Here is a 26,206-nt window from a genome sequence, read left to right on the forward strand (position 1 = left end):
TGGCCAGAAGAACATTAAGCTAAATGGCAGGGCTCTGCTTCCCAGCGGTAACCAACGCCGTATACCGCGCGGATAAACGCCTTTTCACCATCGAGCGATTCAAGCTTGCGGCGCAGATTTTTAATGTGGCTGTCGATGGTGCGATCCGTCACAACGCGGTAATCGTCATAGAGATTATTGAGCAGCACTTCACGGGTAAAGACATAACCTGGTTTCACGGACAGGGTTTTTAGCAGGCGGAACTCCGCAGGCGTCAGCTCAAGTTCGTGCCCCTGAAAGGTAGCCTGAAAGCGAGCTTCATCAATGTGCAGGCCGGTTTCTTTTGCCACATGTTCATCCGTACGCACGCAACGGCGCAGGATCACTTTCACACGCGCCACCACTTCCCGCGGGCTGTACGGTTTGCAGATGTAATCATCGGCACCAATTTCCAGGCCGAGCAGACGGTCAATTTCCTCCGTTTTTGCCGTCACCATCATGATGGGGATATCGGAGAACTGGCGGATATCGCGGCAAATCGACAATCCGCTGATCCCCGGCAACATCAGATCCAGCAGGATCAGCGCCGGGGGCTGGGTTTTAACCAGCGTAATCACGTTGTTCCCGTCGGGCAACCACTGCGTGGCATAGCCCGCCGCGTCGAGATAGTCGATCAGTAACTGGGCGAGTTTAGGTTCGTCTTCCACGATCAGAATTTTCAACGGCGCAGGGCCGGACAGTGCAGAGTCGTTCATTCAGTTTCTCGGGCCATGTGGAACAGAAAGGGGCAGGACGATCGTAATACGTACGCCACCCGCCGGAGAGTGGCTGGCGCTGATCTGCCCGCCGTGGGCTTCGACGATATTCTGGCAAATCGCCAGACCTAAACCTGAGCCGCCGCTGGCGCGGTTACGCGAGCCTTCGGTACGGTAAAATCGTTCAAAAATACGGATGAGTTGTTCATCGCTGATGCCCGGCGTACTGTCCTGGAAAATCAGATGCAGCGTTTTTTCGCGGATTTCTCCCAGAATTTCCAGGCCGCCATTGGGGTCTGTATAGCGCAGGCTGTTTTCCAGCAAATTGTTGAAAAGCTGCGACAACCGCTGCGGGTCACCGAATACTTCGGCACTTTCCGGCAGATGGCTGGTGAGCGTTAACTGTTTGTTGTGGAAGCGGTCACGTGAACCGGCCTCTGCCAGTTGCACCAGATGTACAACGTCGGTGTCGACTTTACGGTACGCCAGCGCACCGGCATCTGACAGCGAAAGCTGATGCAGGTCATCAACCAGTTTAGTCAGAATCGACACTTCCGATTGCAGCGATTCCAGTGAACCGACGGTCATTTTACGCACGCCATCCTGCATGGCTTCCAGCTCACCGCGCAAAACCGCCAGCGGGGTGCGTAACTCGTGGGAAATATCCGCCATAAATGCCCGGCGCATCTGCTCGTTTTTCTCCAGCGTCATTGCCAGCTGGTTAAAATCCTGTGCCAGTTTCCCCAGTTCGTCTTCACTGTCGACCTCCACGCGGGTGCTGAAATTTCCCGCAGCAAGCTGATGGGTGCCATTCACCAGCCGTTTTACCGGTGCGAGCATTCCGCGAGATAAAACCCAGGTTACGGCAGCAGCCAGCAGCGCGGTAAAGGCGACAATCATCCAGCTTGTACGGCTTTGCTGGCGCTCAAAGTTGATATCGGCATCGCGGGTCAGGCGCTCAGCGGGGGTGGATATCACCGAACCGATGACCACGCCATCGACGGTCATCACACGGCGCGGTCCCTGCAGATCAGGTGGAACCGGCTGATCGTAACCGCCGATCCGCCGATCGTGACTGTCGAGGATCCAGAATTTTGTCCGCCAGCCCTGCGGCGGCATTCTCGGGCTGCTGTTTTGTTCAAATGAGCGCATCAGCTGGTAGATCAGCCGGTCATTGGTTTCCAGAAATTCCCAGTTGCCATGCTGCTTATACTGCTCCTGCAATGTGTCCGCCAGCAGTTCGACACGCTGTTCATTGCTCTGGCGGATGTAGTCAATAAAGCCCCGTTCGAAGCTCATCCGTACGCCCCAGTTCATGGTGATCAACACCAGCGCGCAGGTACAAAAGATGGCCATAAACAGCTTGGCGGTGATACCAGGTTTCATGATTTTCTCATCGGATCGGGGGAGCCGGCCTCAGCACGACGACGGTTAATAATGGCATTTTTCTGTGTGTCTCGCGGCACTTTGGAAAATACCCAGGCGGGCAGGGCAATCACCAGTGCCATCGACATGTAGCAATACAGAAACGCGGTGTGCATTGTGCTGCTGTCAGGTGTAATCGCTTGCTGATGTGCGAACAGACCAATCAGCAAACCGGCGACGCTGACACCGAGGCTCATCGACAATTGCATGATCATCGACAGCAAGCTGTTGCCGCTGCTGGCAAGGCGCGGCGGCAAATCCTTGAGCGTCAGGGTATTCATCGACGAGAAGCGCAGGGAGTTCACCATTCCCTGGAAGAACAGGACAATCGGGAGCATCCATACGGCACCATAAATCGCCACCAGCGGAAAGATAAGCGTAATCAGTGCCAGCAACAATGTGGCGCTGACCAGTGCCAAACGGTAACCAAGCTGATTAACCAGCCGGACCACCACGCGTTTCATTCCCATACTGCCCAGCACCATCGGGATCATCATCAGCCCGGCGTGGAAGGGCGTAAAGCCCATCCCGAGTTGCAGAAAGACCGGCGTCATAAACGGCAACATACCGCTGCCGATACGCCCCAGCAGGCTGCCGATCAGGCCGATTTTAAAGGTCGGCGTATGAAACAGGCGCAGGGAAAACAGCGCCGAGAGATTCCCGCGGGCATGCAGCCAGTAAATGACCAGTGCGCCGCCACCTGCCACCATCAGTAACACGACTTCCAGCGCCGTCAGCCCCATGCTGCGGCTGCCTTCCAGCGCCAGCGTCAGCGTGGCCATACACACGGCCAGCATCACAAACCCGCTGATATCAAAGCGCCGGGTCTGCATTTTGTAATTCGGCATGATCATTAATGTGGCGATGCAACCGGCCAGACCGACGGGCAGATTGATCAGGAAAATCCAGTGCCAGCTGGCATATTGCACCAGAAAACCGCCCAGCGCCGGGCCAAGTAACGGGCCAACCTGACCGGGCAATGTCACCATGGTCATTGCTGCCATGTATTCGCTGCGCGGGACGATTTTCAGCACCGTCAGCCGCCCGACCGGCACCATCATCGCTCCGCCGATCCCCTGAACGATGCGCGATAACACCAGCTCACGCAGGCTTTCCGATTGCGCGCACAGCAGCGATCCGAGCGTGAACAACACAATGGCGGAAAAGAATACCCACTTCACACCGACTTTATCCGCCAGCCAGCCGCTCGCCGGTAACATCACCGCGACCGTCAGCACGTAAGCGACAATGACCGAATGCATATGCAACGGGTTTTCACCCAGACTGCGGGCCATGGACGGCAGGGCGGTATTGACGATCGTGGTGTCGAGGGCCTGCATAAAGAAGCCGAAGGCGACGATCCACAATTGCCAGCGAACCGAAGACGGCAGCGGCGTGGAAGGCGGTAAGGTGTCAGTGTTTTCAGATTTCATGAGTCATCGCATCAGCACAATCATTGTCGCGGCATTTCAGGAGGCCATTCACCTGCAGACCGGCTACACAGTGTAGCCAGAATGTTTCAGCAGAAAATGGAGGAAATAAGGAGAGTCTTTCCCATTTTTTGACAATTCTTCTGACAATAAAGAATAGCGTTTAGCCTGACATTTTATATCAAAATGCTAAGGTTGACCTTTGACCGTTAAACGTTCGCACGCAAAGTAAGTCTGCTCTGAACTTATAAAAGGGAGATAACGATGAACAAAAGAGAACTGGGTCGTTCAGGTATTCAGGTGCCGCTGTTAACCTTTGGCGGCAATGTATTTGGCTGGACCGTCGATCAGACAGCCTCGTTTAGCCTGCTGGATGCCTTGCTGGATCATAAACTGAATTTTATCGACACGGCTGACGTGTATTCGAGCTGGGTTGAAGGCAACAAAGGCGGGGAATCGGAAACGATTATTGGTAACTGGCTGAAAAAATCCGGTAAGCGTGACCAGATCATTCTCGCCACTAAAGTCGGTAAACCGATGGGCGAGGGCAAATCCGGGCTGTCGCCACGCTATATCAAAGAAGCGGTGGAAGCCTCGCTGAAACGTCTGCAAACGGATTATATCGATTTGTATCAGTCACATGATGACGATACTGATACCCCGCTGGCTGAAACCATGGCGGCGTTTGATACGCTTATCAAAGAAGGCAAAGTGCGCGCCGTGGGGGCATCAAACTACAGTGCGCCGCGTCTGGCCGAAGCGCTGAAAGTCAGTCAGGAAAACGGGCTGGCACGTTATGAAACGCTGCAACCGCAATACAATCTCTATGACCGCAAAGTGTATGAAGAAGCGCTGGAAAAAGTCGTGACGGATAACGGTTTGGGTGTCATCAATTTTTATGGCCTGGCCGCCGGCTTCCTGACCGGGAAATACCGCACCAGGGCTGACGCCGGGAAGAGTAAACGCGGTGAAAATGTGGTTGCGCGTTGCCTGAATGAGCGCGGTCTGAAAGTACTGGCCGGGCTGGATCAGGTGGCCGCGAAGCACGGTGCACAACCGGGACAGGTTGCACTGGCCTGGCAGATTGCCCGTCCGGGCATAACCTCGCCTATCGTGAGTGCGACCTCCCTGGAGCAGTTGAACGAACTGGCGCAGGCCGCGACCCTGAAGCTGGATAACGAAGATATCAAAATATTAAACGATGCCAGCGCCTGGTAAACCCAGGATCTGAAGTATAAAAAAACCGCCTTCAGTCTCAGGCGGTTTTCGTTTATCTGCATTTTCAATCTTAGCGGAACAACGTTTGTGCCCAGCGCGCCAGTCCGGCGGTGACTGAGCCGAAATCATTGCCACCGACCAGCGGGATACCCGGTAACTGCGCCTGTAACGCGGCACGCAGCAACGGTGAACGCGCACTGCCACCGGTCAGGTAAATCACATCCGGTTTAATTTCGCTGCTGGCGAGCGCCAGACTGACCTGCTCCTGGATACGTTCCAGTGGCTGAGAAATCGCATCACTCAGTTGCTGCTGGCTGATGGTTTCTGCCAGACCCGATTCAATGAAGTCCATTGCTGCGGTTACGCTTTCACGTTCAGAAAGTGCAATCTTACTTTCTTCCGCTGCACGAACCAGACGGTAGCTCAGACGTTGTTGCTGAACTTTCAGCAGGCGTTTAATCAAATCAGGCCGCGCCGCATCGCGGATCAGATCACGCAACATACGGCCATTCGCCACACTATAAAAATCCAGTTGCGCCGGAACATCGTTGGTCGCGACGGCATTCCAGTAAGGCAGGGCCGGAATAGCGATGCCTTTCTGGGTTTCGCTGCCCATACCAAATTGTGGTGTCAGCTGTTTGAAGGCAGTCATGATATCCAGATCATTGCCGCCGACACGGCAACCACTGTGGCCAAGCAGGCTGTTCTGACGCTCTGCTTTATCGCGCCATTGTGGCCCCATCAGCAGCACTGAGCAGTCGGTGGTACCGCCGCCGATATCGACAACCAGCACTGTTTTCTCTTCTGTCAGTGTGGCCTCGAAATCCAGGCCTGCCGCCACCGGTTCAAACTGAAAAGCGATATCACGGAAACCAGCGCGTTCAGCGGCGCGTTGCAAAATCCCCTGCGCCTGAGTATTCGCTTCCTCACCGCCCATGCCCTGAAAGTTAATCGGGCGGCCGATAACCGTCTGTTCAATACTTTTCTGCAGGACAGCTTCAGCCTGGCGTTTGATGTGGAACATCATCGCGCAAACCAGATCTTCGAACAGGGCGATCTGTTGTGGTTTCAGGCCATTTGCACCCAGGAATGATTTTGGTGAGCGCACAAAGTACACTTCTTCCGGATCTTCCATATAAGTCGAAAGCGCCTTCAAACCGAAGTTTACGCTGTTGGCATTAACCGGAATATCTTCCTCGCGGTTAAAGCTGATACTGCGACGCAGCAGCGCCAGATTTTCATCACTGCCTGCCGGAACCTGCCCGTGACGGTTCAGCCACTCGCTGACGGCTTCACGTGTCGGGGCACAAAGCATGGAGGGTAAGTAAGGATCGTTATTTTCGAGCGCCAGAAGGTGAGCGTTGTTGTCACGCATCACCGCAACGGAGCAATTCGCGGTACCGTAGTCAAATCCAATAAACATCATTGTTCCCCATGCCAAAGAAGGGACGGGACTTTACCGGAGAGACGGCGATTCATCAAGTCAGAGGGATACACAATTCTGAGGAAGTCCCTCTCCGACTCAGGAGAGGGACTGAAGTACGCTGGATTACTTCGTTTCTTTTACTTCAATAGCGCCTGCGCTTTCGCGACGACATTATCAGCGGTAAAGCCGAACGCCTTAAACAGTTGCTCTGCTGGCGCGGATTCCCCGAAGGTTGTCATGCCGACAATGGCACCGTTGAGGCCTACATATTTGTACCAGTAATCGGCGATACCGGCTTCAACAGCCACTCGTGCGGTCACGGCTTTCGGCAGAACAGATTCACGGTACGCCGCGTCCTGTTGGTCGAAGACATCCGTGGACGGCATAGAAACCACGCGCACTTTGGTACCCGACGCGGCCAGTTTCTCTGCGGCTTCCACCGTAATGCCGACTTCGGAGCCGGTGGCGATCAGGATAACGTCCGGTGTGCCGTCAGAATCTTTCAGTACATAACCGCCGCGTGCCACGTTAGCCAGTTGTTCGGCCGTACGTGGCTGCTGGGTCAGGTTCTGGCGCGAGAAGATAAGTGCAGAAGGACCGTCAGTGCGTTCGATAGCGTATTTCCAGGCGATAGCCGATTCCACCTGATCGCCCGGACGCCATGTGTTCATGTTTGGCGTCACGCGCAGGCTGGCCATCTGTTCTACCGGCTGGTGCGTCGGGCCGTCTTCACCCAGACCGATGGAGTCATGGGTATACACGAACACGTTGCGGATTTTCATCAGTGCCGCCAGACGAACGGCGTTACGGGCATATTCCACGAACATCAGGAAGGTCGCAGAATACGGCAGGAAACCACCGTGCAGTGCAATACCATTGGTGATGGCGGTCATACCAAATTCACGAACACCGTAGTGAATGTAGTTACCCGCCTGATCGTCACCGATGGATTTAGAACCAGACCACATCGTCAGGTTACTTGGCGCAAGGTCAGCGGAGCCGCCCAGAAATTCAGGCAGGATTTTACCGAAGGATTCCAGCGCGTTTTGCGAGGCTTTACGGCTGGCAATATTGGCCGGTTTTGCCTGCAGTTCTTCGATATATTTCTGCGCTTCGTTTTGCCAGTGAGCAGGAAGTTTGCCGCTCATACGACGATCAAATTCTGCAGCCAGTTCCGGATAGGCTTTGGCATATGCGGCAAACTTATCATTCCAGGCTTTCTCTTTCGCTTTACCGGCTTCTTTGGCATCCCATTGGGCGTAAATATCCTGCGGGATTTCGAAAGGCGGGTAATTCCAGCCGATATGTTGACGGGTGGCTGCCACTTCATCATCACCCAGGGCGGCACCATGCGCGCCATGGGTACCGGCTTTGTTCGGTGAGCCGAAAGCAATCACAGTTTTACACAGCAACAGTGACGGTTTATCGGTGACGTTACGGGCTTCTTCGATAGCCGCTTTCACCGCGTCAGGATCATGCCCGTCAATACCGCGGATCACATGCCAGTGATAGGCTTCAAAGCGCCTGGCAGTGTCATCGGTGAACCAGCCTTCAACATGGCCGTCGATGGAAATACCGTTGTCATCATAAAACGCAATCAGCTTGCCAAGCTTCATGGTGCCAGCGAGTGAACAGGCTTCGTGCGAGATGCCTTCCATCATGCAGCCGTCGCCTAAAAAGGCGTAAGTGTAGTGGTTCACGATGTCGTGATTTTCACGGTTAAACTGAGCCGCAAGCGTGCGCTCGGCAATCGCGAAACCTACGGCGTTAGCAATACCCTGACCCAGCGGGCCGGTGGTGGTTTCAACGCCTGGGGTATAGCCGAATTCCGGGTGTCCCGGCGTTTTCGAATGCAACTGGCGGAAGTTTTCCAGCTCTTTCATCGGCAGATCATAACCGGTCAGGTGCAGCAGGCTGTATTGCAGCATTGATCCATGACCGTTAGACATCAGGAAGCGGTCGCGATCAACCCATTTCGGGTTGGTCGGGTTGTGATTCATATAATCACGCCACAGCACTTCAGCGATATCCGCCATTCCCATTGGCGCGCCGGGATGGCCGGAGTTCGCTTTTTGAACGGCATCCATGCTCAGGGCACGGATCGCATTCGCGAGTTCTTTACGAGAGGGCATATTCACTCCATCTGTTTGTTTTCAAAGCTAAAGTTCAACGCTCAAATTCAGTTAAAACTAAAGTTGTGCTGACAGCATATCTTCGAGTTTTTTCTGATCGACGGCGAACTGGCGGATACCTTCGGCCAGTTTATCTACCGCCATGGCATCCTGATGATGTTCCCAGAGAAATTCAGCCTGAGTCAGCGGTGCAGGCTTTTTACCCGCCTGAGAGGAGGGTTGCAGTTTACGTTCAACCGGCGCATCACTGGCTTTCAGTTCTTCCAGCAGGTTTGGAGAAAGCGTCAGGCGGTCGCAGCCTGCCAGAGCCAGAATTTGTTCTACTTTGCGGAAGCTTGCTCCCATGATGACGGTCTCGTAACCGTGGGATTTGTAGTATTCGTAGATATCCCGGACAGATTTCACGCCCGGATCTTTTTCAACATCGTAAGCGGCATTGGGCTCTTTGGCTTTGTACCAGTCATAGATACGGCCAACGAAGGGCGAAATCAGATATACCCCGGCTTCGGCGCAGGCACGTGCCTGAGCAAAGGAGAACAGCAGGGTCAGGTTACAGTTGATGCCTTCCTTTTCCAGTTCGTTGGCAGCTTGAATGCCTTCCCACGTAGACGCCAGTTTGATCAGGATGCGCGATTTATCGATGCCATGATCCTGATACAAACCCACCAGTTTGCGGGCTTTTTCGATACATAAATCCCGGTTAAATGACAGGCGGGCATCCACTTCTGTCGAGACGCGCCCCGGCACACTTTTCAGGATTTCGGCGCCGATATTGACGGCCAGTTTATCTGTGGCGTTGATTACCTGAGTTTCTTTGCTGCCGCCTTGCTTGCGGGCATAGTCCAGCGCGTCTTTAATCAGGTTCTGGTACTGCGGCAGGTCGGCTGCTTTGAGGATCAGCGAAGGATTGGTCGTCGCATCCTGAGGCTCGAAATGACGGATAGATTCAATGTCACCGCTGTCGGCAACGACGGTGGTGATTTTTTTTAGTGCGTCTAACTGGTTCATCTCTTAGCTCCTTGGCGAGAAAAAACGATACAGCAATAAGGTCGAACGACTCTCTTTCGTAGGGCTCCTACCCTGCATCATCCGGTTAACAAACTGAATGCGCTTTTTCTGATTACTGCAATGGGTCTCAACAATGGCGGCCCCTGATGCCCGTCAAACTGAGCGTCTGGCGAGAAAAGCGCAAGGACAAACTTTAAGCTTAGTGCATTTTTACGAGACGTCTTCCATGAATGAAAAGTAATCAATGTAACGGCTAAGTTTTGGTCGTGATCCGCCCTTAGTCGTGGCAGGGTTATCTATACTGGTCAGCGGGAAAACCAGATGCTGATGTTTCCCGTACCCTGTTGTCTCTGCAAAAAATAAGAAACAAGAAAAGGATCCCGCAATGGACGAACAACTCAAGCAAAGTGCGCTCGATTTCCATGAGTTTCCGGTGCCCGGAAAAATTCAGGTTTCGCCCACCAAGCCTCTTGCGACACAACGTGATCTGGCGCTGGCCTATTCTCCGGGCGTGGCTGCCCCTTGTCTGGAGATCGCTAAAGATCCGCTGGCGGCCTATAAGTACACCGCACGTGGCAATCTGGTGGCGGTGATTTCCAACGGTACTGCCGTTCTCGGGCTGGGGAATATCGGTGCACTGGCCGGGAAACCGGTGATGGAAGGTAAGGGCGTATTGTTCAAAAAATTCGCTGGTATCGATGTGTTTGATATTGAGGTGGATGAGAACGATCCCGATAAACTGATCGATGTGATTGCCGCGCTGGAACCGACATTCGGTGGCATCAATCTCGAAGATATCAAAGCGCCGGAGTGTTTTTACATCGAGAAAAAGCTCCGTGAGCGCATGAAAATCCCGGTGTTTCATGACGATCAGCACGGCACCGCCATTATCTGTACCGCCGCAGTGTTAAATGGTCTGCGCGTGGTGGGTAAAAGCATTTCCGATGTGCGTCTGGTCGTTTCCGGGGCAGGGGCTTCCGCCATTGCCTGTCTGAATTTGCTGGTGGCGCTGGGGCTGAAACGCCACAACATCACGGCCTGCGATTCCCGTGGTGTGATTTATCAGGGGCGCGAAGAAAATATGGCCGAAACCAAAGCGGCTTATGCGATTGAAGATAACGGCCAGCGCACGCTGGGCGATGCGATCCCGGACGCTGATATTTTTCTCGGGTGTTCCGGTCCCGGTGTTCTGACGCAGGACATGGTGAAAACCATGGCCAAAGATCCGCTGATCCTGGCGCTGGCCAATCCTGAGCCAGAGATTTTACCGCCGCTGGCAAAAGCGGTCCGGCCTGATGCCATTATCTGTACCGGCCGCTCGGATTACCCGAATCAGGTGAATAACGTTTTGTGCTTCCCGTTCATTTTCCGCGGTGCGCTGGATGTGGGCGCGACCACGATCAATGAAGAAATGAAACTGGCCTGCGTTCACGCTATCGCGGATCTGGCGATGGCGGAACAAAGCGACGTGGTGGCTTCCGCTTACGGTGAAGAAGAGCTGTCTTTCGGCCCCGAATATATTATTCCTAAGCCTTTTGATCCGCGTCTGATCGTGAAAATTGCGCCAGCGGTAGCAAAAGCTGCGATGGATTCCGGTGTGGCCATGCGGCCGATTGAGGATCTGGAGGCGTATACCGAAAAACTCACCGAGTTCGTCTACAAAACCAATCTGTTCATGAAGCCCATTTTCTCGCAGGCGAAGAAAGACGCCAAACGGGTGGTGATGGCGGAAGGAGAAGAGGAACGCGTGCTGCATGCCACGCAGGAGCTGATTTCCCTCGGGCTGGCGAAGCCCATTCTGGTCGGGCGTCCGAGCGTCATCGCCATGCGCATCAAAAAACTCGGCCTGCAACTGGAAGCGGGGCGGGATTTTGAAGTGGTGAACAACGAATCCGATCCGCGTTTTAATGAATACTGGCGCGAATATTATGAGCTGATGAAACGGCGCGGTGTGTCGCAGGAGCAGGCGCGGCGGGCAGTGATCGGCAACCCGACACTGATTTCCGCCATCATGCTGCTGCGCGGAGAAGCCGATGCGATGATTTGTGGCACGGTCGGCACCTATCATGAGCATTATGACATCGTCGAAAAGGTGTTTGGTTTCCGCCGGGGTACGCATGTTGCCGGGGCGATGAACGCGCTGTTGCTGCCGAGCGGCAATACCTTTATTGCGGATACCTACGTCAATGATGATCCGACGCCGGAACAACTGACGGAAATCACGCTGATGGCGGCAGAAACGGTGAGGCGGTTTGGCATTGAGCCGAAAGTCGCGTTGTTGTCGCATTCCAGTTTTGGCACGTCAGACAGCCCGGCTGCGCTGAAAATGCGACGTACGCTGGAGCTGATTAATGAACGCGATCCTGATCTGGAAATCGACGGTGAGATGCACGGCGACGCGGCGCTGGTCGAGAGCATCCGTCAGGACATCATGCCGGACAGCCCGCTGAAAGGTTCAGCGAATATCCTGATCATGCCGAACATGGAATCGGCGCGGATCAGTTACAACCTCCTGCGGGTGTCGTGTTCAGAAGGGGTGACCGTCGGGCCGGTGCTGATGGGGGTATCGAAACCGGTGCATATTCTCACGCCGATCGCCTCGGTCAGGCGGATTGTGAATATGGTGGCATTAGCCGTGGTGGAAGCGCAAACCGAGCCGCTTTAAATCAGAAAGGGCGCCAAAACGGGCGCCCTTTAAAAACATTTGCTCAGTATTTCACTTCGCCGATACGCTTCAGCGCACCGACGATCAGATCCCAGAAACGCTGATGATCGAGTTTAACTGCCACTTGTGTATGGCAATCCGGTGGAGGCGGGGCGCGGAAATCGGCTACGGTCATGCCCAGCGTTAAGGTGCCGGTCAGTTCGATATCCACCGGCACTTTCTGCACTGTCATGACATTCGGATCAATCACGTAAGCCACGGCGCACGGGTCGTGAACCGGTGGTGAATCAAAGCCCTGACGGTCTTTGTAGCTCAGGCTAAAGAAGTCCAGTAGCTCGCCGACAAATTTCGCAGGCTGTGTCCCCACGGCGGCGATGCGCGCGGTGACGTCCGGCGTAGCCAGCGCCTGATGGGTTAAATCAAGCCCGACCATGGTCAGCGGCCATTTTTCGTTGAATACGATATGCGCGGCTTCAGGGTCAATCTTGATATTGAATTCAGCGACCGCACTCCAGTTACCCACGTGATAACCGCCGCCCATCAGCACGACTTCCTTCACGCGTTCAGCAATGCGCGGTTCTTTGCGCACCGCCATGGCGATGTTGGTCAGCCCGCCGGTGGGCACCAGCGTGATGGTTTTAGGCGGATGAGACATGATTAAATCAATGATCAGATCGATGGCGTGAACAGGTTCAAGGGTGATGCTCGCCTCCGGCAATACCGGGCCGTCCAGACCGGACTCGCCGTGGATTTCGTCCGCCACTTCAACCTGACGCACCAGCGGACGGGTAGCGCCCGCCGCAAACGGCACGCCGGTCAGATTAATAACACGCGCTACGGCGAGGGCGTTGCGGGTAACTTTCTCCAGCGTCTGATTACCGACCACCGTGGTAACGGCCAGCAACTCAATTTCGGGATTACCGTGAGCCAGTAACATCGCGATAGCATCGTCATGCCCCGGATCGCAATCAAGGATGATCTTTTTGACCATTTTTACACCCGTTTCAATTTATCCACTTTTATCAGTCCCCAAAATAATTCGAAGTATGAAGGGGGATCATTTTTTGGCTTGTTGCAGCCACTTATCCAGTTCATTGGCAAATTGCTGGCGGTCACGCTGATTAAGCGCGGGCGGTCCGCCGGTCTGCACGCCACTGGCGCGCATGGTGTCCATGAAATCACGCATGTTCAGACGTTCTTTGATGGTCTCTGTTGTATAACGCTCACCGCGCGGGTTCAGCGCCACGCCGCCTTTATCAATGACTTCTGCGGCCAGCGGAATATCGGCGGTGATTACCAGATCACCGGGTTCGGTGCGTTTCACAATTTCGTTATCCGCAACGTCAAAACCCGCCTCTACGCGTAAGGTGCGCAGGAATTTTGACGGCGGCGTGCGGATGATCTGGTTGGCAACCAGTGTCACCATCATGCCGGTGCGTTCCGCGGCGCGAAACAGCACCTCTTTAATGACGTTCGGACAGGCGTCGGCATCAACCCAGATTTGCATCAGTTTGGTTCTCCACTTTCAGCCAGCCAGTCGCGAGCCGGCAGGAAATCTTTATACAGCGCGGCTTCCGGGCTGCCTTCTTCCGGCTGATAGCCGTATTCCCAGCGCACCAGCGGCGGCATCGACATTAAAATGGATTCTGTTCGTCCACCGGTTTGCAGGCCAAACAGCGTTCCGCGATCCCACACCAGATTAAATTCGACGTAACGACCCCGGCGGTAAAGCTGGAACTGACGCTCACGTTCGCCCCATGGCAGAGCTTTGCGTTTTTCTACCACCGGCAGATAGGCGTCGGTAAAACCGTTACCCACGGCCTGCATAAAGCTGAAACAGGTGTCGAAATCCGGCGAATTCAGGTCATCAAAGAATAAGCCGCCGATACCGCGTGCTTCGTTACGGTGTTTAATAAAGAAGTAATCGTCACACCATTTTTTGTATTTGGGATACATATCATCGCCGAACGGCTGGCAAAGTTGTCGAGCGGTAAGGTGCCAGTGACGGGCATCTTCTTCAAAACCGTAATACGGGGTGAGGTCAAAGCCACCGCCAAACCACCAGACCGGCGCTTCGCCGGGCTTTTCTGCAATGAAAAAGCGTACGTTGGCGTGGCTGGTTGGCACGTAAGGATTCAGCGGATGAATAACCAATGAAACGCCCATAGCCTGGAAACTGCGACCCGCCAGCTCGGGGCGATGTGCGGTTGCGGAGGCGGGCAGGGCGGCACCGGCAACATGTGAAAAGTTGACACCCGCCTGTTCAAACACTGCGCCATGGGTCAACACCCGGCTCTGGCCGCCGCCGCCTTCTTCCCGCACCCACTGATCTTCAGCGAACTGGCCCTGTCCGTCGGCGGCGGCCAGTTGCTGGCAAATGTGATCCTGAAGCTTAAGCAGGAAAGTTTTAACTTGCTGGATGTCGGGAATGGATTGGCTCACGGGTAAACTCACAGACGTTGACTGAAAAGACATTCAGCGCTTTGCAGGCGCTGAATCAGAAAGAGGAAGTGATTATATACCCAAAATCATCCGCGTTGCCCGGATGCACCTGCTTTTGGGGCAGGAAGGACATTACCGTGGCTTGCGTTCATTGGCATCGAAGTAACTGAAGAAATTCACAATACCCTGAGAAATTGCCTGCGCGATTTCACGACGAAACGCCGTAGTACTGAGTAATTGCTCTTCCTGATGATTCGTAATAAACGAGGTTTCCACCAGAATCGACGGGATCGACGGGGACTTCAGTACCGCAAACGCCGCCTGTTCGGTCTGCTGGCTGTGCAGATGGTGGATCGGGCGGATCCTGTCGAGCACGTGATGCCCCAGTGTCAGACTGTTTTTGATGGTGTCGGTTTGCACCAGATCGAACAACACCTGTTGCAGATAATTGTTGTCTTCTTTAGCATATTTTGCGCCCGCAACCAGATCGGCATCGTTTTCTTTTTTCGACATATAACGCGCCATTGTACTGCTGGCACCGCGATTAGAGAGGGCGAAAACAGACGCACCGGAGGCGGTGGGGCTGGTGTAACCATCGGCATGAATCGACACAAATAAATCGGCCTGATGCTGATGTGCCAGTTCAACCCGCTGATAAAGCGGAATAAAGTGGTCAGAGTCGCGGGTCAGCTTCACTTCAATATGGCTTTGCTCACCGAGGAATTCACGCACATAGTTGGCGATTTCCAGCACGACGTGTTTTTCTTCTGATCCTTCATAGCCAACCGCACCGGAATCGATGCCGCCGTGCCCGGGGTCAATCATCACCAGTTTTTTCGCACCCGGCGGTTTAGGGGCCGGTGCGGATTTGGTGATGCGGGTCTGTTGTGCGGCGCTGGCAGAACGTGAACCGAAAGCGGCAATCGCTAATCCAAGCCCGGACAGCAATAGCTGGCGGCGGGTGGCAGCGGCAGGCAAAGGCTGGAAATGCAAAAATTTGTTCAGGGGATTTAACATCAGTCCGTTACCGTCAGAAAAAGTGCAGAATGCTCTATGTTATAGAGTATCTATTTTATGGTTTCGATCTGAGAACTATTACTTTTTATGAAAATTGTGTCGTGAATGATGTCATGACCGAATAAATATCCGTTGCAGTACGAGCGTCATACTGTTTTATGTGAAGATTTTATCGCTCAAAACGGTTCGTAAAGTACGCAATCTGTGATTTTGATGTTGCGTATCAAACAGATCACGCGATAATCATATAAACCCCTATCAACAGCGGCGAACAGTGATGGAAATTCGCGTATACCGTCAAGAAGATTTCGAAGAAGTACTGACCTTATGGGAGCGCTGCGATTTACTGCGTCCGTGGAATGATCCTGAGCTGGATATTGAACGTAAAATTAACCACAGCCCGGAATTTTTCCTGGTGGCAGAAGTCGGAGGCGAAGTGGTAGGCACGCTAATGGGGGGCTATGACGGTCATCGTGGTTCGGCGAATTATCTGGGTGTGCATCCGGATTATCGCGGACGCGGCATTGCCAATGCACTGGTTAACCGTCTGGAGAAGAAGTTAATCGCCCGTGGCTGCCCGAAGATGAATTTAATGGTACGTGCTGAAAACGATGCGGTGGTCAGCATGTATGAAAAACTGGGTTATGAAATCTCGGATACCCTTTTGCTGGGTAAACGTTTGATTGAAGATCAAGAGTACTGATGTCGTTTTCCCCAATAAAAAGCCCCGGCAAGTGTGACGTTGCCGGGGCTTTTACTGTCTGATTTACTTAATCAGTTTTACGCTTTTGACATCCACTTCCACAGAGTTCCAGTCTTTATCGACTTTACCTTCAATGCGGATTTTGTCCTTCGGCGACACGTTCTGTCCCTGCCAGCGTTTGCCGTCAATTTCGACATTGAGGGTGCCGGTGTTGTCGCGGAATATGTATTTATCGTGGTCGATGCGTTGATCGATAAACCCTTCCAGCATCACCCATTGATCATCCTTCATGGTTTGCGCGTCTTTGACCGTGCTCAGTGCCGTGGTGCCGGTGAAGCCGCCCTGTGTGGCAGACTGGGTTTGCGGTTCCTGTGCCGACGGGCCGTTAAATCCGCCTGGCTGCTGGGCAAAGGCGGTGGCTGAACAAAGTGCAATGAGGGTTGCCAGCGTGATCTTCTTCATCATAATAGTCGTCCTTAAATTAACGTTTCCAGAGTACTGGCAACTATGACATCGTTTCAGATGTGTTGCCGCGTTGAGAACCATTAAAGCAGACAGTTCTTAACAGTTTCTTAAGCCCATACCCGGCATACTTCAAATTGCAGAGGCGTTGGCCTTTCTGCACTTCGGATTATTTTTGGTATACTGTTGATGTATATTAAAAATTTCATTTTATTTGCAGGAACGTTGTCCTTTTTATGAACCCGGATGATTATAACGACCACGGTATGTTGCGATTGCCGCTGTGGTTCTGGACGATTTTGATTTTGCAGGCGCGGACCTGGATATTGTTTGTAATGGCCGGTGCATCACGTCAGCAGGGCAGCGAGCTGCTGACGTTGTTTTATCCCGATCAGCAAAGTTTCTGGTCCGGTATGTTACTCGGGTTACCACCCGCGCTGGTGTTTTTACTCAGCGGGCGTCGCCATGTATGGCCGCGTATCTGGCAGGCCGGTTACTGGCTGTTGCTTGCTGGCATGTTTGTCACGTTCGCCTTGCAGGGGCTGGGGTTGTGGCAAAGCACGGATACCGTTTCCGGCGTGGATATCGTGCTGGCCTTGCTGGATGCCGCCGCGCTGGCTTACTGGTTAATGAGCCGCCATCTGCGCGCCTGTTTTGATGCCGCGCGCCGTCTGGTCTGATGCATATTCCCCATTCAGGCTGAACTTTTTAGCCAGGAAGACACTCGAACTGGCGCTAAACAATAATGATTCAAGGAGTGTACCGAATGACTTTACGCCTGCGGGTTCGCCCGATGTTACTGGTGCTGCCGCTGATCCTGACCGGCTGTTCGTCGATGTCAAATATGTCATGGCCAAGCATGTCCTGGTCGGCCATGAATCCGCTTAACTGGTTTGGCAGCAGCGCGACGGTCAGTGATAAAGGCGTCGGTGAAATTACAGCCAGCACCCCGCTGACCGAAACAGCAATCACCGACGCGCTGGACGGCGACTATACCCTGCGCAGCGGCATGTCGATGAGCAACGGCAAAATGCTGAGCTTCTTCCAGGCGATGGATGGCAAAGACGTGAAAATGTCGGTCAGCGGTGAGCCGAAAGGCAACGTCCAGCGCGTCGATGTGGTTGACCCCAAGGTCGAAAGCGAGTGGGGCGTTAAAATCGGTACACCGTTCAGCGATCTCTACAGCAAGGCTTTTGATGTGTGCGTGAAGGGTGAAGGTGATGATGCCGAAAACGTCGAGTGTAAAGCGCCGCAAAGTGCGCACGTGACGTATGTGTTCAGCGGTATCTGGCACGGTCCGGATTCGCTGATGCCTTCGGATGATGCCCTGAAAGACTGGAAGGTCAGCAAAATTATCTGGCGCGCTAATCCGTTGCAGGCCGCTGCCGCGCAATAAAACGGGCTTCTCCGCTTAAAAAATCCTCAATGCCTTGCCTTCGCGCAAGGCATTTTTATTGACATCCGGTATGATGTCGCCGGTCAAATTAACGAGGATGAGAAAATGACTCAGGTTCAGAGCGGCATTTTACCCGAACATTGCCGTTTCGCGATTTACATTGAAGCGAAAGCTCAGGGTGACCTGGATGCGCTCCGGCAGGGCTGCCGCGCATTTGTGGCCGTACTGGAAGACATGCAGAAAAAATTTCCCACCGAACATCTTGGTGCGGTCGTGGCCTTTGGTAACGATGTGTGGCGTGATTTATCCGGCAATCGGGGCGCGGATGAGCTGAAATCTTTCGAGCCACTGGGCAAAGGTCTGGCGCCCGCGACGCAGCGAGATATGTTGCTGCACATTCAGTCCCTGCGTCATGACGTTAACTTTGCGCTGGCACAGGCGGCGCTGAAAGCTTTTGGCAGCGCAATCACTGTTGAAGAAGAAACCCACGCCTTCCGTGCGCTCGAAGAACGTGATCTCAGCGGTTTTGTTGATGGCACTGAAAACCCGAAAGCAGAAGCGCGTGCTCAGGTGGCGATTATTCCTGAAGGCAGCATCGATGCTGGCGGCAGTTACGTGATGGTTCAGCGCTGGAAACATAATCTGGTGCAATGGGAACGCTTCTCCGTACAACAGCAGGAAGAGGTGATCGGCCGTACTAAAGACACCGACGAAGAACTGGATCCAGAAACCCGTCCGGCGACGTCACACGTTAGCCGCGTGGATCTGAAAGAGGACGGCAAAGGCCTGAAAATCCTGCGTCAGAGCCTGCCTTACGGCACCGCCAGCGGTGAGCACGGATTGTATTTCATCAGCTATTGCGCCCGTTTGTGGAACATTGAGAAACAATTGCTGAGCATGTTTGGCGATCTCGATGGTAAACGCGATGCCATGCTGCGCTTCACCCGTCCGGTGACCGGCAGCTATTATTTCGCGCCATCCCTGACCCGTCTGCTAGCGCTTTAAGTTCTCCCGGCGCGTTCCGTTGCGGACGCGCTGTTTCTCTCCCTCTGCTATTCCCCCGCGTTGGTTACTGCCTTATAGCTTTTCATGCTTGAAAATCACCAAATGGTATATAAAACCGTTACAGCCTGACCCTCAGTTATAAATACACTGTGTGATATTGAGCGGCATTTATCAGCGTCGCATATCGGTTCACTCACCTAAGGCTAAGCATGAAAACACTCGGATTTACAGGCAGCGTGCTGAAAGGTTCTGTAGCGGCATTGTTGCTGGCCAGCGGCGCGGCTTCGGCGACTGAACTGCTTAACAGCTCTTATGATGTGTCCCGTGAACTTTTTGCTGCACTGAATCCGCCATTCCAGAAACAGTGGGCGGAGCAAAATAACGGCGACAAACTTGATATTAAACAGTCGCATGCCGGTTCGTCCAAGCAGGCACTGGCCATTTTGCAGGGGCTGAAGGCCGATGTGGTCACTTACAATCAGGTGACGGATGTGCAGATTTTGCATGACCGCGGCAATCTGATCCCGGCCGACTGGCAAAGCCGTCTGCCGAATAACAGCTCGCCATTCTATTCCACCATGGCGTTTCTGGTGCGCAAGGGCAATCCAAAAAACATTCACAGCTGGGACGATTTAGCCCGTCCGGGTGTGAGCCTGGTGTTCCCGAATCCAAAAACATCCGGCAATGGCCGTTATACCTATCTCGGTGCCTGGGGCGCATTCAATCTGGAAGACAATAAAAACCAGGCGCAGACCCGCGAGAAGATGGCGAGCTTCCTGAAAAATGTGCAGGTGTTTGATACCGGCGGCCGTGGCGCAACCACCACATTTGTCGAACGCGGACTGGGCGATGTGCTGATCAGTTTTGAATCTGAAGTGAACAACATCCGTAAGCAGTACGGTGATGATAAATATGAAGTCATTGTGCCGAAGGTGGATATTCTGGCGGAGTTCCCGGTCGCCTGGGTGGACAAAAACGTTGAGAAAAATGGCACAGAGAAAGCCGCAAAAGATTATCTGAATTATTTGTGGAGCCCGCAGGCGCAGAAAATCATCACCAGTTTTAACTACCGCGTGTATGACAAAACGGCGATGGCAGCGGCGAAAGGGCAGTTCCCGGATACCCAACTGTTCAACGTTGAAGATCAGTTCGGTGGCTGGCCACAAGTGATGGAAACCCATTTCAGTACCGGCGGTGAGCTGGACAAACTGTTAGCGCAAGGTCACAAGTAATGTTGTTGTCGAGCAAACGCGTATTACCCGGATTCACCCTGAGCCTCGGCAGCAGTTTGTTGTTCGTGTGCCTCGTGCTGTTGCTGCCGCTGAGCGCGCTGGTGATGCAGTTATCACAAATGACCCTGGCGCAATACTGGGATGTCATCACCAACGGTCAGGTGGTGGCGGCCTATAAAGTGACGCTGCTGGCAGCGGGTGTGGCGAGTATTTTCAACTGTTTTTTCGGCATGCTGATGGCGTGGATCCTGACCCGTTATGAATTCCCCGGCAAGAGCCTGATCGATGGTCTGATGGATTTGCCGTTTGCCCTGCCAACGGCAGTGGCCGGTTTAACGCTGGCAGGATTGTTTTCGACCACCGGTTTTTACGGTCAGTGGCTGGCGCATTTTGATATCAAAGTGGCGTACACCTGGCTGGGTATTGCAGTGGCAATGGCATTTACCAGCATCCCGTTTGTGGTGCGTACCGTGCAGCCTGTGCTGGAAGAGTTAGGCCCTGAATATGAAGAAGCGGCCGAAACTTTGGGCGCATCGCGCTGGCAGAGTTTCCGTCGCGTGGTGTTGCCGGAAGTCATGCCGTCGCTTCTGGCAGGGACGGCATTGTCCTTTACCCGCAGTCTGGGGGAGTTTGGCGCGGTCATTTTCATCGCCGGTAATATTGCATGGAAAACCGAAGTGACCTCGCTGATGATTTTCATCCGTTTACAGGAATTTGATTACCCGGCAGCCAGCGCCATTGCTTCGGTGATCCTCGCGGCATCGCTGTTGCTGCTGTTCGCCATTAATACCTTACAAAGCCGCTATGGCCGTCGCCTGGGAGGCCAGTAATGTCTGATATTCCGGCTTTTGCAGGCGAAAAACGCCAGCGTATTGATTGGGTGAAATGGTCACTGATCGGCACCGGGGTGCTGATTTGTATTCTGTTGTTGCTGATCCCGATGATCAGCATTTTCGTGCTGGCCTTTTCCGACGGCATTGCCGCGGTGTGGAAGAACCTGTCGGATGCCGACATGTTGCATTCCATCTGGCTGACGGTGCTGATGGCGCTGATCACCGTGCCGGTGAACCTGATTTTCGGCACGCTGCTGGCCTGGCTGGTGGCACGCTTTAATTTTCCGGGACGCCAGCTGTTGCTGACGCTGATCGACATTCCGTTCGCGGTGTCACCGGTGGTGGCGGGGTTACTGTATCTGTTGTTTTACGGTACCAACGGTCCGATTGGTGGCTGGCTGGATGCCCACAATATTCAGTTTATGTTCGCCTGGCCGGGCATGGTGATGGTGACAATATTCGTCACCTGTCCGTTTGTTATCCGTGAACTGGTGCCGGTGATGCTGAGCCAGGGCAGTCACGAAGATGAAGCCGCGGTGTTGCTGGGCGCATCCGGCTGGCAGATGTTCCGCCGGGTGACGTTACCGAATATCCGCTGGGCATTGCTGTACGGCGTGGTACTGACCAATGCCCGCGCGATCGGTGAATTTGGCGCGGTGTCCGTGGTGTCCGGTTCTATTCGCGGCGAAACCTACACGCTGCCATTACAAGTCGAATTACTGCATCAGGACTACAACACCGCTGGCGCGTTTACTGCCGCTGCGCTGTTAACCCTGATGGCCATTGTCACACTGTTTCTGAAAAGCGGCCTGCAATGGCGTCTGAAGCGCCACAATGACCGTCTTGAGCGGGAGGAAAGTCATGAGCATTGAAATTAACGGTATCAACAAATATTTTGGCCGCACCAAGGTGCTCAATGATATCTCGCTCGATATTGCTTCCGGAGAGATGGTTGCTTTGCTCGGTCCCTCCGGCTCAGGGAAAACCACGTTGCTGCGTATTATCGCCGGACTGGAAAATCAAAGTGCCGGCCACCTGAGTTTTCACGGCAAAGACGTAACGCGTCTGCATGCCCGCGATCGTCAGGTCGGCTTTGTGTTCCAGCATTATGCGCTGTTCCGCCATATGACGGTGTTCGATAACATCGCCTTTGGTCTGACGGTATTGCCGCGCCGTGAGCGTCCGGACGCCGGGGCCATCAAACAGAAAGTCACTAAATTGCTGGAGATGGTGCAGTTAGCCCATCTGGCAAACCGTTATCCGGCACAGCTTTCCGGCGGCCAGAAACAGCGTGTGGCGCTGGCCCGTGCGCTGGCGGTTGAACCGCAAATTCTGCTGCTGGATGAACCTTTTGGCGCGCTGGATGCACAGGTGCGTAAAGAGCTGCGTCGCTGGCTGCGTCAGTTGCATGAAGAACTGAAATTCACCAGCGTGTTCGTGACCCACGATCAGGAAGAAGCGATGGAAGTCGCTGACCGCGTGGTGGTGATGAGTCAGGGCAATATCGAACAGGTCGGCGCACCGCAGGAAATCTGGCGTGAACCGGCCACCCGTTTCGTGCTCGAATTCATGGGTGAAGTGAATAAAATCGGCGGTGAAATTCGTGGCTCTCAGCTGTATGTCGGTGCATATCACTGGCCGCTTGATAACCCGCCGCTGCATCAGGGCGCGGTCGAGTTATTCCTGCGTCCCTGGGAAATGGAAATTACGCCGCACAGTACGGCGCGTTGCCCGTTGCCGGTGAAGGTGCTGGAAGTCAGCCCGCGCGGTCATTTCTGGCAGCTTATCGTGCAGGCCGAGGGCTGGCATGATGAACCGCTTTCCGTTGTACTTTCTGAACCTCACGCTAACAACGCCCCTCAGCGCGGTGATCGTTTTTATGTCGGCGGACTGAATGGCCGCCTGTATGCTGGTGATCAGCCGCTACAACCCGTTGCGTTAGCGAAGAGTGCCTGATATTTTTTAATCAGCATTTTTCTCAGGGCGGTCATCGGGCCGCCCTTTTTATCGTCTGATATCTGTTTATATGTTTTTTATCAGTCAATATACCTTTTTAATATAAGGCAAGCCCGTGAGTACGCTCGAACATTACATCGGCAATACCCCTCTGGTGAGATTACAGCGTCTGACGCAGGGGCTGGACAGCGAGATTTGGGTCAAGCTGGAAGGGAACAATCCCGCCGGATCGGTTAAAGATCGCGCCGCACTGTTTATGATTGAGCAGGCGGAAAAGCGGGGCGAAATTCGCCCGGGGGAGACACTGATTGAAGCCACAAGCGGCAATACCGGCATTGCGCTGGCAATGATTGCCGCGCTGAAAGGCTACAAGCTGAAGTTGCTGATGCCGGAGAATATGAGCCTTGAACGTCAGGCATCGATGCGCGCATATGGCGCTGAACTGTTGCTGGTCAGTCGTGCACAGGGGATGGAAGGCGCACGTGATCTCGCACTGGAAATGGAAAAACAAGGGCAGGGGAAAGTGCTGGATCAGTTTAACAATCCTGACAATCCCCTCGCACATTTTACGACGACGGGCCCTGAAATCTGGCAACAGACGCACGGACGAATTACCCATTTTGTCTCCAGCATGGGCACCACCGGCACCATTACCGGGGTCAGCCGTTATCTGCGCAGTCAGCATGCTGGCGTGACCATTGTCGGGTTGCAACCGTCAGAAGGCAGCAGTATTCCGGGGATACGCCGCTGGCCCGAGGAATATCTGCCGGGCATTTTCAATCCTGAACTGGTTGATGAAGTGATGGATATGGGGCAGAACGAGGCAGAAGATACCATGCGGGCGCTGGCGCGGTCAGAAGGTATCTTCTGTGGCGTAAGTTCCGGCGGCGCGGTAGCGGGTGCTCTGCGCGTTGCCAGAAGCCATCCGGGCAGCGTGATTGTGGCGATTATTTGCGATCGCGGTGACCGTTATTTATCCACGGGTGTTTTTAACGTTTGATTCAATATTGAGTCGTTGAATGTAAAATTAGAGTAAAAGCGGCTGCGAATGGCTGGCTTAGTGGTAAAAATGACCAAAATTTTAGCCAGGCGGAAATAAAGAATGAAAATTTTATTAGTCGATGACGACCTTGAATTAGGCACCATGCTCAGCGAATACCTGATCGCCGAAGGTTTTGATGCTTCTCTGGTGCTGACCGGTAAAGCGGGCGTGGAAGGCGCGATGTCTGGCGAATATACCGCAATGATCCTCGACATTATGCTGCCGGACATGAGTGGTATTGATGTATTGCGTCAGGTGCGCAAAAACAGCCGTCTGCCGATCATCATGCTGACCGCGAAGGGTGACAACATTGATCGTGTCATCGGTCTGGAAATGGGCGCAGATGATTACATGCCAAAACCATGCTATCCGCGCGAACTGGTGGCACGTCTGCGTGCTGTGCTGCGTCGTGTGGAAGAGCAGCAGGAATCACACTCTGATCATTCGTCGGTCAACTATGGCGATCTGACACTGAATCCGGCGACCCGCAGCAGTGAATGGCGCGGCGTGGCATTCGATCTTACCGCTTCCGAGTTCAATCTTCTGGAGTTGCTGTTGCGTTCTCCTGAGCGTGTGGTTTCGAAAGATGAGTTGTCGGAGAAAGGTCTTGGGCGTCCGCGTGAAGCTTATGACCGCAGTATTGATGTGCATATCAGTAACATCCGTCAGAAACTGGGGTCACTGGAAGGTGGCGATATTCTGACTATTGAAACGGTGCGCAGCATTGGCTATCGAATCCGCTAAACGACTGCGCGGCAGGCTGTTCTGGAAAATACTGCTGGGATTCTGGTTTACCTTCGTGGCAATCACTCAGGGGCTCTGGGTGGTTTTTGCTTTTTATAATCCGCATGAACCGCCGGAAAGCGGAATCGCCCGCCGGTTTGTGAAACTGCAAATTACCTCGGCTGTTTCCACGCTGCATTCCGGCGGCCTGCCTGCGCTGAACGCCATGATGGCCGACTGGCCGCAAGATGACCGGCAGTTCTTTTCGGTGTCACCTTCATTGCTGCCAGCAAAAGGCAGCAGCATGCAAGATCTCGGGCCCGGAAAAATTCCGCCTGAAGTGGTGGAGTTTGTGCAGGGGCCGGACGGACAGGGTTACCGCCTTCGTTATGACGTGGCGGGGCTGATGCATGAATACCGGCCAAGAAAACATCGGGAACTGCTGAACATGCCGCCGCCCTTGTTGTGGCTGGGTGGCCTGGGCGGTTTGCTGTTCAGCGCCGTACTGGCGTGGAACCTGACGCGGCCAATGCTGCAAATGCGTAAAGCCTTCGGGCGGGTGGCGCAGGGGGATTTATCAGTACGCCTGTTTAGCAGCATGGGTAAGCGGCACGATGAGCTGTCCGAAGTCGCGCGTGATTTCGACTCTATGGCTGAACGACTGCAGGTGCTGGTCAAGGCGCGCGAAGAGCTGTTGCACGATGTGTCGCACGAACTGCGTTCTCCGCTGGCGCGTTTGCAGCTGGCGATCGGCCTGGCGCGGCAGAATCCGTCGAATGTCGAAAGTTCCCTGAGCCGTATAGAACATGAAGCGGGGAGGCTGGATAAAATGATTGGCGAATTGCTGGCGTTGTCGCGTACTGAAAGCAGTGAAATCCCTGATGAAGAATATTTCGATCTCTACGGCCTGGTGGAAGCGGTCGTTAACGATGCACGGTATGAAGCGCAGTTGCCGGGGGTCGAAATCGCGATGTCTCCTGAATCTCCGGATGACGTGGATTACACGGTGAAAGGCAATGCTGAGCTGATGCGTCGCGCGGTGGATAATGTAGTACGTAATGCGCTGCGTTTTTCGGCCCGTGGCCAAACTGTCAGCGTTTCACTGGCTCAGGTTGAACAGTATTTGCAGATTGAAGTGGCCGATCAGGGACCGGGCGTGGAAGAAGATAAGTTGTCGAGTATCTTTGACCCGTTTGTGCGCGTGAAATCGCCGTTGTCAGGCAAAGGCTACGGCCTGGGACTTGCGATCACCCGTAAAGTGATGTTGGCGCATGAGGGGAAAGTGGATGCCCGTAACGCGCAGCCACATGGCCTTATCATCAGCCTCTTATTGCCTCACTGGCAAATGTGAGGCAAT

24 protein-coding genes are annotated in these 26,206 nt (G+C 53.9%); 13 read left to right on the forward strand and 11 right to left on the reverse strand.

What is annotated here, in order from left to right; translation table 11 throughout:
* Window positions 1-14: 14 nt before the first annotated feature.
* From baeR to mdtD, 3 genes are read right to left on the reverse strand one after another with little or no spacing between them, the layout of a single operon-like run.
* Complete coding sequence (gene baeR / locus RAHAQ2_RS05525) at window positions 15-734, reverse strand: envelope stress response regulator BaeR (protein WP_015696294.1); 720 nt, start codon at window positions 732-734, stop codon at window positions 15-17.
* Window positions 735-2,120, reverse strand: a complete 1,386-nt coding sequence (gene baeS / locus RAHAQ2_RS05530) for an envelope stress sensor histidine kinase BaeS (RefSeq protein WP_015696295.1) — start codon at window positions 2,118-2,120, stop codon at window positions 735-737. It abuts the gene before it with no gap.
* The gene (mdtD, locus tag RAHAQ2_RS05535; RefSeq protein ID WP_015696296.1) at window positions 2,117-3,592 is read right to left on the reverse strand and encodes a multidrug transporter subunit MdtD; all 1,476 of its coding nucleotides are present in this window, start codon (window positions 3,590-3,592) and stop codon (window positions 2,117-2,119) included. Before mdtD ends, baeS begins: the two co-directional genes overlap by 4 nt.
* 261 nt (window positions 3,593-3,853) lie before the next feature.
* Here mdtD and RAHAQ2_RS05540 point away from each other — a divergent pair, with 261 nt between their 5' ends.
* Window positions 3,854-4,807 carry an aldo/keto reductase gene (locus RAHAQ2_RS05540; RefSeq protein ID WP_015696297.1) on the forward strand — a complete coding sequence of 318 codons (954 nt, stop codon included), beginning with the start codon at window positions 3,854-3,856 and terminating at the stop codon, window positions 4,805-4,807.
* Between the two features lie 70 nt (window positions 4,808-4,877).
* On the opposite strand, the gene yegD is transcribed toward RAHAQ2_RS05540, so the two are convergent.
* From yegD to tal, 3 genes are all read right to left on the reverse strand, one after another.
* Complete coding sequence (yegD, locus tag RAHAQ2_RS05545) at window positions 4,878-6,230, reverse strand: molecular chaperone (protein WP_015696298.1); 1,353 nt, start codon at window positions 6,228-6,230, stop codon at window positions 4,878-4,880.
* A 140-nt stretch (window positions 6,231-6,370) separates the two neighbouring features.
* Window positions 6,371-8,365 (reverse strand): transketolase, encoded by a 1,995-nt coding sequence (tkt, locus tag RAHAQ2_RS05550; protein ID WP_015696299.1) that lies wholly within the window; start codon window positions 8,363-8,365, stop codon window positions 6,371-6,373.
* Between the two features lie 57 nt (window positions 8,366-8,422).
* Complete coding sequence (gene tal / locus RAHAQ2_RS05555; RefSeq protein ID WP_015696300.1) at window positions 8,423-9,373, reverse strand: transaldolase; 951 nt, start codon at window positions 9,371-9,373, stop codon at window positions 8,423-8,425.
* 385 nt (window positions 9,374-9,758) lie between these two features.
* Between tal and maeB the strand changes: the two genes are divergently transcribed.
* Entirely contained in the window at window positions 9,759-12,038 is a 2,280-nt protein-coding gene (maeB, locus tag RAHAQ2_RS05560; protein ID WP_015696301.1) for an NADP-dependent oxaloacetate-decarboxylating malate dehydrogenase, read from the forward strand.
* A 43-nt stretch (window positions 12,039-12,081) separates the two neighbouring features.
* Here maeB and uriH read toward each other — a convergent pair whose 3' ends face one another.
* From uriH to amiA, 4 genes are all read right to left on the reverse strand, one after another.
* The gene (gene uriH / locus RAHAQ2_RS05565) at window positions 12,082-13,029 is read right to left on the reverse strand and encodes a uridine-preferring nucleoside hydrolase UriH (RefSeq protein WP_015696302.1); all 948 of its coding nucleotides are present in this window, start codon (window positions 13,027-13,029) and stop codon (window positions 12,082-12,084) included.
* 66 nt (window positions 13,030-13,095) lie between these two features.
* Window positions 13,096-13,545 (reverse strand): YaiI/YqxD family protein, encoded by a 450-nt coding sequence (locus tag RAHAQ2_RS05570; RefSeq protein ID WP_015696303.1) that lies wholly within the window; start codon window positions 13,543-13,545, stop codon window positions 13,096-13,098.
* On the reverse strand, window positions 13,545-14,513 hold the full coding sequence (hemF, locus tag RAHAQ2_RS05575; RefSeq protein ID WP_049796120.1) for an oxygen-dependent coproporphyrinogen oxidase: 969 nt from the start codon (window positions 14,511-14,513) through the stop codon (window positions 13,545-13,547). The genes RAHAQ2_RS05570 and hemF overlap by 1 nt, the downstream gene beginning before the upstream one ends.
* 99 nt (window positions 14,514-14,612) lie before the next feature.
* Window positions 14,613-15,497 carry an N-acetylmuramoyl-L-alanine amidase AmiA gene (amiA, locus tag RAHAQ2_RS05580; RefSeq protein ID WP_015696305.1) on the reverse strand — a complete coding sequence of 295 codons (885 nt, stop codon included), beginning with the start codon at window positions 15,495-15,497 and terminating at the stop codon, window positions 14,613-14,615.
* A gap of 277 nt (window positions 15,498-15,774) precedes the next feature.
* Here amiA and RAHAQ2_RS05585 point away from each other — a divergent pair, with 277 nt between their 5' ends.
* Window positions 15,775-16,200, forward strand: coding sequence for a GNAT family acetyltransferase (locus tag RAHAQ2_RS05585; protein ID WP_013574419.1), 426 nt, complete (start codon window positions 15,775-15,777; stop codon window positions 16,198-16,200).
* A gap of 63 nt (window positions 16,201-16,263) precedes the next feature.
* Here RAHAQ2_RS05585 and RAHAQ2_RS05590 read toward each other — a convergent pair whose 3' ends face one another.
* Window positions 16,264-16,662 carry a YgiW/YdeI family stress tolerance OB fold protein gene (locus RAHAQ2_RS05590; RefSeq protein ID WP_037038481.1) on the reverse strand — a complete coding sequence of 133 codons (399 nt, stop codon included), beginning with the start codon at window positions 16,660-16,662 and terminating at the stop codon, window positions 16,264-16,266.
* Between the two features lie 236 nt (window positions 16,663-16,898).
* On the opposite strand from RAHAQ2_RS05590, the gene RAHAQ2_RS05595 reads away from it, so the two are divergent.
* The 10 genes from RAHAQ2_RS05595 to RAHAQ2_RS05640 all read left to right on the forward strand — a co-directional run bounded on the left by RAHAQ2_RS05595 (window position 16,899) and on the right by RAHAQ2_RS05640 (window position 26,200).
* Entirely contained in the window at window positions 16,899-17,342 is a 444-nt protein-coding gene (locus RAHAQ2_RS05595) for a DUF2919 domain-containing protein (protein WP_015696307.1), read from the forward strand.
* Between the two features lie 86 nt (window positions 17,343-17,428).
* Entirely contained in the window at window positions 17,429-18,058 is a 630-nt protein-coding gene (locus tag RAHAQ2_RS05600) for an RpoE-regulated lipoprotein (protein WP_015696308.1), read from the forward strand.
* A gap of 105 nt (window positions 18,059-18,163) precedes the next feature.
* Complete coding sequence (locus tag RAHAQ2_RS05605) at window positions 18,164-19,063, forward strand: Dyp-type peroxidase (protein ID WP_015696309.1); 900 nt, start codon at window positions 18,164-18,166, stop codon at window positions 19,061-19,063.
* A 209-nt stretch (window positions 19,064-19,272) separates the two neighbouring features.
* Entirely contained in the window at window positions 19,273-20,295 is a 1,023-nt protein-coding gene (gene cysP / locus RAHAQ2_RS05610; RefSeq protein ID WP_015696310.1) for a thiosulfate ABC transporter substrate-binding protein CysP, read from the forward strand.
* The gene (cysT, locus tag RAHAQ2_RS05615) at window positions 20,295-21,125 is read left to right on the forward strand and encodes a sulfate/thiosulfate ABC transporter permease CysT (protein ID WP_013574425.1); all 831 of its coding nucleotides are present in this window, start codon (window positions 20,295-20,297) and stop codon (window positions 21,123-21,125) included. The genes cysP and cysT overlap by 1 nt, the downstream gene beginning before the upstream one ends.
* The gene (gene cysW / locus RAHAQ2_RS05620; RefSeq protein ID WP_015696311.1) at window positions 21,125-22,000 is read left to right on the forward strand and encodes a sulfate/thiosulfate ABC transporter permease CysW; all 876 of its coding nucleotides are present in this window, start codon (window positions 21,125-21,127) and stop codon (window positions 21,998-22,000) included. The genes cysT and cysW overlap by 1 nt, the downstream gene beginning before the upstream one ends.
* Window positions 21,990-23,084, forward strand: a complete 1,095-nt coding sequence (cysA, locus tag RAHAQ2_RS05625; RefSeq protein ID WP_015696312.1) for a sulfate/thiosulfate ABC transporter ATP-binding protein CysA — start codon at window positions 21,990-21,992, stop codon at window positions 23,082-23,084. The genes cysW and cysA overlap by 11 nt, the downstream gene beginning before the upstream one ends.
* 115 nt (window positions 23,085-23,199) lie before the next feature.
* Window positions 23,200-24,084 (forward strand): cysteine synthase CysM, encoded by an 885-nt coding sequence (cysM, locus tag RAHAQ2_RS05630; RefSeq protein WP_015696313.1) that lies wholly within the window; start codon window positions 23,200-23,202, stop codon window positions 24,082-24,084.
* 102 nt (window positions 24,085-24,186) lie between these two features.
* Window positions 24,187-24,870: a response regulator transcription factor gene (locus tag RAHAQ2_RS05635; protein ID WP_015696314.1), complete on the forward strand. Its 684-nt coding sequence runs from the start codon at window positions 24,187-24,189 to the stop codon at window positions 24,868-24,870.
* On the forward strand, window positions 24,851-26,200 hold the full coding sequence (locus RAHAQ2_RS05640) for a HAMP domain-containing sensor histidine kinase (RefSeq protein WP_037038473.1): 1,350 nt from the start codon (window positions 24,851-24,853) through the stop codon (window positions 26,198-26,200). Before RAHAQ2_RS05635 ends, RAHAQ2_RS05640 begins: the two co-directional genes overlap by 20 nt.
* The last annotated feature ends 6 nt before the right edge of the window (window positions 26,201-26,206 follow it).

It is taken from the genome of Rahnella aquatilis CIP 78.65 = ATCC 33071 (assembly GCF_000241955.1).
Taxonomy (GTDB): domain Bacteria; phylum Pseudomonadota; class Gammaproteobacteria; order Enterobacterales; family Enterobacteriaceae; genus Rahnella; species Rahnella aquatilis.

What these genes read in the sequence shown, in the direction of transcription:
- baeR (WP_015696294.1), bottom strand. Translation starts at nt 734, where the DNA reads ATGAACGACTCTGCACTGTCCGGCCCTGCGCCGTTGAAAATTCTGATC.
- baeS (WP_015696295.1), bottom strand. Translation starts at nt 2,120, where the DNA reads ATGAAACCTGGTATCACCGCCAAGCTGTTTATGGCCATCTTTTGTACC.
- mdtD (WP_015696296.1), bottom strand. Translation starts at nt 3,592, where the DNA reads ATGAAATCTGAAAACACTGACACCTTACCGCCTTCCACGCCGCTGCCG.
- RAHAQ2_RS05540 (WP_015696297.1), top strand. Translation starts at nt 3,854, where the DNA reads ATGAACAAAAGAGAACTGGGTCGTTCAGGTATTCAGGTGCCGCTGTTA.
- yegD (WP_015696298.1), bottom strand. Translation starts at nt 6,230, where the DNA reads ATGTTTATTGGATTTGACTACGGTACCGCGAATTGCTCCGTTGCGGTG.
- tkt (WP_015696299.1), bottom strand. Translation starts at nt 8,365, where the DNA reads ATGCCCTCTCGTAAAGAACTCGCGAATGCGATCCGTGCCCTGAGCATG.
- tal (WP_015696300.1), bottom strand. Translation starts at nt 9,373, where the DNA reads ATGAACCAGTTAGACGCACTAAAAAAAATCACCACCGTCGTTGCCGAC.
- maeB (WP_015696301.1), top strand. Translation starts at nt 9,759, where the DNA reads ATGGACGAACAACTCAAGCAAAGTGCGCTCGATTTCCATGAGTTTCCG.
- uriH (WP_015696302.1), bottom strand. Translation starts at nt 13,029, where the DNA reads ATGGTCAAAAAGATCATCCTTGATTGCGATCCGGGGCATGACGATGCT.
- RAHAQ2_RS05570 (WP_015696303.1), bottom strand. Translation starts at nt 13,545, where the DNA reads ATGCAAATCTGGGTTGATGCCGACGCCTGTCCGAACGTCATTAAAGAG.
- hemF (WP_049796120.1), bottom strand. Translation starts at nt 14,513, where the DNA reads ATGTCTTTTCAGTCAACGTCTGTGAGTTTACCCGTGAGCCAATCCATT.
- amiA (WP_015696305.1), bottom strand. Translation starts at nt 15,497, where the DNA reads ATGTTAAATCCCCTGAACAAATTTTTGCATTTCCAGCCTTTGCCTGCC.
- RAHAQ2_RS05585 (WP_013574419.1), top strand. Translation starts at nt 15,775, where the DNA reads ATGGAAATTCGCGTATACCGTCAAGAAGATTTCGAAGAAGTACTGACC.
- RAHAQ2_RS05590 (WP_037038481.1), bottom strand. Translation starts at nt 16,662, where the DNA reads ATGAAGAAGATCACGCTGGCAACCCTCATTGCACTTTGTTCAGCCACC.
- RAHAQ2_RS05595 (WP_015696307.1), top strand. Translation starts at nt 16,899, where the DNA reads ATGAACCCGGATGATTATAACGACCACGGTATGTTGCGATTGCCGCTG.
- RAHAQ2_RS05600 (WP_015696308.1), top strand. Translation starts at nt 17,429, where the DNA reads ATGACTTTACGCCTGCGGGTTCGCCCGATGTTACTGGTGCTGCCGCTG.
- RAHAQ2_RS05605 (WP_015696309.1), top strand. Translation starts at nt 18,164, where the DNA reads ATGACTCAGGTTCAGAGCGGCATTTTACCCGAACATTGCCGTTTCGCG.
- cysP (WP_015696310.1), top strand. Translation starts at nt 19,273, where the DNA reads ATGAAAACACTCGGATTTACAGGCAGCGTGCTGAAAGGTTCTGTAGCG.
- cysT (WP_013574425.1), top strand. Translation starts at nt 20,295, where the DNA reads ATGTTGTTGTCGAGCAAACGCGTATTACCCGGATTCACCCTGAGCCTC.
- cysW (WP_015696311.1), top strand. Translation starts at nt 21,125, where the DNA reads ATGTCTGATATTCCGGCTTTTGCAGGCGAAAAACGCCAGCGTATTGAT.
- cysA (WP_015696312.1), top strand. Translation starts at nt 21,990, where the DNA reads ATGAGCATTGAAATTAACGGTATCAACAAATATTTTGGCCGCACCAAG.
- RAHAQ2_RS05635 (WP_015696314.1), top strand. Translation starts at nt 24,187, where the DNA reads ATGAAAATTTTATTAGTCGATGACGACCTTGAATTAGGCACCATGCTC.